Source organism: Moorena sp. SIO3I6 (genome assembly GCF_010672095.1).
Genome location: NZ_JAAHHU010000354.1, coordinates 1 through 4,463 on the forward strand (window position 1 = coordinate 1; position 4,463 = coordinate 4,463).

Genomic DNA, 4,463 nt, shown 5'->3' on the forward strand with positions numbered 1-4,463 from the left:
TCACGACTTAGACCATTTTGTAGATTGGCAAAAAACTGCTCCATAAGCAAGGCAGTAGCCTTGTCTGGTACTTGCCACAAACTCATTACTAGAGTTTTTGTACCTGCTACAGCAAAAGCACGACGCAAACCAAAGACTCCCTCCCCAATTTTGATATTTCCCATTGCTGTATTACAGGCAGATAGGACGGTGAGTTCATTAGCCCAAAGGTCTAGTCCTGCTACGTCTTGGGCAAAAACAAAGCCTTTACCTGCCTCTGGAGGGAGATTGCCACCCGTTAGCCAAGTATTAGCACCTGCCAGAGCGAGTCCAGAACGTAGCATGGGGTTTTCTAATTTGACCCACGAGAAGCGATCGAAACCGGAGAGAAAGTGCTCCTGGGTGGGTGGTTGTGGTGGCAAGTCCTGTAAGAAGACACCGTGGGTGGCAAGGAGAATGATTAGAGGAGATTGGTTATTGGTGAGGTGGGACTCCAGTGCTTCAGATCCCAGATAGGGCTTGACTTGGAGCATTTCGGCAGCGCTTTCGCCAAGCAATCGCGTACCCAGAGCGCGGTCAAAGCGATCCCCAGTTACGTTACTGAGGAGTTGAACCTGCTTGTTAGTAAGGGCTTTAGGTTCTTGTTTTTCATTGTTGACAATTACTTCAGCACCTTCTGCTGCCAAATCAAAATCTGGGTCGGCAATAACAAGAGGGTCAGATGCCGATTTGGTAGTTTTAATTTGTGAGCGCAGGACATCGCGCCCGACGCTGAGATAACTGATGGTGTAATCGTCCATTAGTAGCTTTTCGACCGTATTGTCACTGGGGAGAATTTCAAATGGTACTAAGTTTAAGGCTCCATCAGGAGAGAGGAGCAGATGCTGGCAATCGCCATCAACTACTGAACCAATAGGGTCGAAAATGGCTTCGCGCAGTTTGATACCCGCTTCTGGGTTGTATTTCATCGGTTCCAATACTGGGTCGTTATCCCAGCCTTCAAAATCCATTAGAGTTCCTGGCTTCTTAGTTCCTGGAATTACTGACCCCCGGAAGACCCGAACCAAATTCTCAATTTCTTCTGCTAGTCCCAAGTCAATCATTTGTAATCGGTCTGGCTGTTTGGCTGGTAGGATAAAAGCTAGGTAGTGAGGGGATTGCCATTCTGGTTCTCCACGGGCAGGAATTGCCTTGAAGTTCCACACATAAAAACGCATAAACTCCACTAGCACTGTTCCTTCAGCTAGCAAGGAAGCCACAGTTGAGCCTTCAGCAGTTTCTAATTGCTGCTGTAGTTGAATTTCTGGAACCTGCGATGCCAACTTTTTCTGGAGTTTCTTATATCGGGTTTCCAGTTGAACTAAATGCTCTTGATAAGCCGTTACTTCATTAAGTTGGGGCCGAGAAAAGGTCAGGCGAACAATCTGGTCGCTCAACGATCGCAGTTGCTGGAACTCAGATGTAAGGTGAGGATAGTAACCACTAGAAAAAGCAAGGTTTTGGGCAGCCAAAGCTTCTGCTGTCAAGGCTTTGCGTTTTAGTACTACATCCAGTGCTACCTGCACCGCTTTATTAGATTTAGAAAGGTCTCCTGAGACTAAAGAGAGAAAGCCATCAAGCCGACCTCTGATTGAAAGGAGATAAGCCATGCGATCGCTTTCCGAACTAGTGGCAAATACTTGGCCAATTATGCTATTTTCGATTTCAGTTGCTTGGAACATCTGCTCTAATGCCTTTGCAGACTTATTGGTAGCAGCAAATAAAGAGGCTAAAGTATGCAGACTCTGAGCTACAAAGGGATGCTTTTCCCCCTGTAAGCGTCGAGTTAGATCCAAAGCATCTTCTATAAGAGGTTCAGCTTCACTGTAACGACCCTGCTGAATGTAGAGAGAAGCCAGATTATGTAGACTAGTAGCCACGGCAGGATGTTTATACCCAAACAAGCTTCGCCACAAATCCAGCCCTTGCTTTAATAAAGGTTCAGCTTCGCTATAACGACCCTGATTATTATAGAGCAGAGCCAGATTATTTACACCAGTAGCCACGGTGGGATGGCGATCACCCAACAAACGTTGCCACAAATCCAATGCTTGCTTTAAGAGAGGTTCAGCTTCATTAAAACGACCTTGTATTCGATAAAGCAAGGCTAAATTATTCCAACTTTGGGCTACATCAGGATGTTCATTACCCAACAGGTTTCTTCTTATATCCAACGCCTGTTCGTAGAGGGTTTCAGCTTCATCATAGCGCCCCTGCTCTCGGTAGAGCAAAGCCAAGTTATTCAAACTTTGAGCTACTCTTGGATGCTCATCCCCTAAAAGGTTTCGTGTCATTTCCAGAGATTGCTCTAAGCATAGTTCGGCATTGCTGTAGCGACCCTCCTCCCGATAGAGTTCGGCTAGATTATTGAGACTGTCAGCAACATAGACATGGTCATTTCCCAGTAGGGCTCGTCTCAATTCTAACGCCTGCTCATAATTAATTTTAGCTTCGCTATACCGTCCCTGTGCCTGGTAAAGCAAACCTAGATTATTGAGAGCAACGGCTATTAAAGGATGGTCATTACCAAAACAACTGTTCAATAGATTTAAAACTTGCTCGTAAAGATTTTCAGCTTCCCTATAGCGCCCCTGCTCTCTGTAGATTTCAGCCAGATTATTTAGACTTTGTGCTACTTCAGGATGCTCGTCCCTCAACAGGTGTTGCGTTATATCCAAGCCTTGTTTGAATAGACGTTCAGCCTCACTGTAGCGACCTAGATCCTTGTAGAGCGATGCAAGATTATTCAGACTTTGGGCTACATCAAGATCTTCATCTCCCAACAAGTGCAGCCTCATCTCCAGGGATTGTTCGTAAAGGTTTTTAGCTTTGTCGTAGTAACTTTGTAACTGATAAAGGGATGCAAGATTATTTAAACTTTGAGCCACAACATCGTGCTCATCTCCCAAAATACTTTTTGCCAAGTTTAAAGCCTGCTTGTGATACACTTCAGCCTCTTGATAGCGCCCCAGTGCTTGGTAAAGCAAAGCCAGATTATTGACACTGGTAAATACATCAGGATGATCGTCACCACGGGAACGTCGAGCTACATCCAATGCCTGTTCTGCAAGATTTAACCCTTGACTATGTTTGCCACTTTCATAAAGCTGGATAACTTTTTGGTTCATTTGATACCATGGGCTTTCTTTGATTGAATCTATCAGTTGTGCTACTAAATCCTGCAACCGATTCGCAGCATTTCCATTACCCTCCTCTGCCAAATCCGCTGCGAATTGTTTCATAACTCCTACTAACCCCTCATCTATCAAGTCTGAGTTAGCCTGTAAAATCTCTTTTTCCTGCTCAACAGAGCAGCTCAGCAGTAATTCAATCAAATTGAGATACTCTTGTAGACGTTGTTCTCCTGATTCTCCTATTGGCTCTACCAGTTGTGCTACCAAATTGAGCAACCAATCAGCAGCATAACCATCTCCTTCCTCTGCCTTATGGGCTGCTACCTGTTCGATCGCTTCCACCAACCCTTCATCTATTAGCTCTGAGTTGGTCTGCAAAATTTCTGATTCTTGCCCACTGGAGCAATTCAGCAGCGATTCAATCAAATTCAGATAGTCTTGGATGCGTTTTTCGTCCATTGCTGAGTTTCGATCCTTAATTGTTGGGACTTCAATTATGCTGTTACTGTATATTCCATATAGAGAACCTGACAATCTGAGCTGCGATCTAGGTACTCCAATAATTGATTTAAATGCTTTTCATTGAGTTGTAATGGTTTTTGAATTCCTCTCGGCAACCAGTCCAGGGGGGGTTTATCCGTCGTAACAATTGCCACAAGCTGCTCTAGACCTAGAGTCCCAGTTACCTTAAAAGATGTTTTGGGCGAACTGTTCTGGGGCAAAATGGTTATCCCAGCAGGTAGATAAGGCTCGGGAACATAACCTGATGGGGATAAACAATACACCTTTCCTGTTGTTCCTTTATTGAGCAGTAATAAGTAACCCACACTGTCAAGATTGACTCGAAACTTAATATTACTCCCAAGACGAACGGAGTCATGGAAAGAACTCCCCATATCTAACTCGCTGGCAAGTATTGGTCCCATTTGGTCGGTGGGAGTGGACTTGTTCGCCAACTGCTGCCAAAGTTGCTCGAAGGTGAGTCCCTTGTTTAACCACAGGAATAGATCGTTACGAAACCTTTCGCGGAAGTTCGAGGGTGTGTTGTAATCGTGAGTTAATGCCCTACGTTGAACTTCTCTCTTAAAGGTTAGTAACTTCCCTCGCTGTATCAGTTCCTCCTCTGTATTTAGGTTCGCTGCTGCCTCACGAAAATAAAACCAGATATCGGGTTTGCCATTACTCTCAAAAGCTGCAACTGCTCGTTCGTATTCTTCCACAGTTCCAGACTCGGCACGGGGTGTGGGAGTGCCTAAGCGATTCCACATAATGCCCACAAATAGCTCGTACTCTTCCATATTGCCAATCTGA

General features: G+C 44.9%; 2 protein-coding genes. Both read right to left on the minus strand.

From position 1 onward, the window contains the following. On the minus strand, nt 1–3,611 hold a 3,611-nt coding region (locus F6K49_RS35890; protein ID WP_293104479.1), incomplete at its 3' end, for a CHAT domain-containing protein. A 35-nt stretch (nt 3,612–3,646) separates the two neighbouring features. After that, on the minus strand, nt 3,647–4,463 hold an 817-nt coding region (locus F6K49_RS35895), incomplete at its 5' end, for a DUF4384 domain-containing protein (protein ID WP_293104482.1).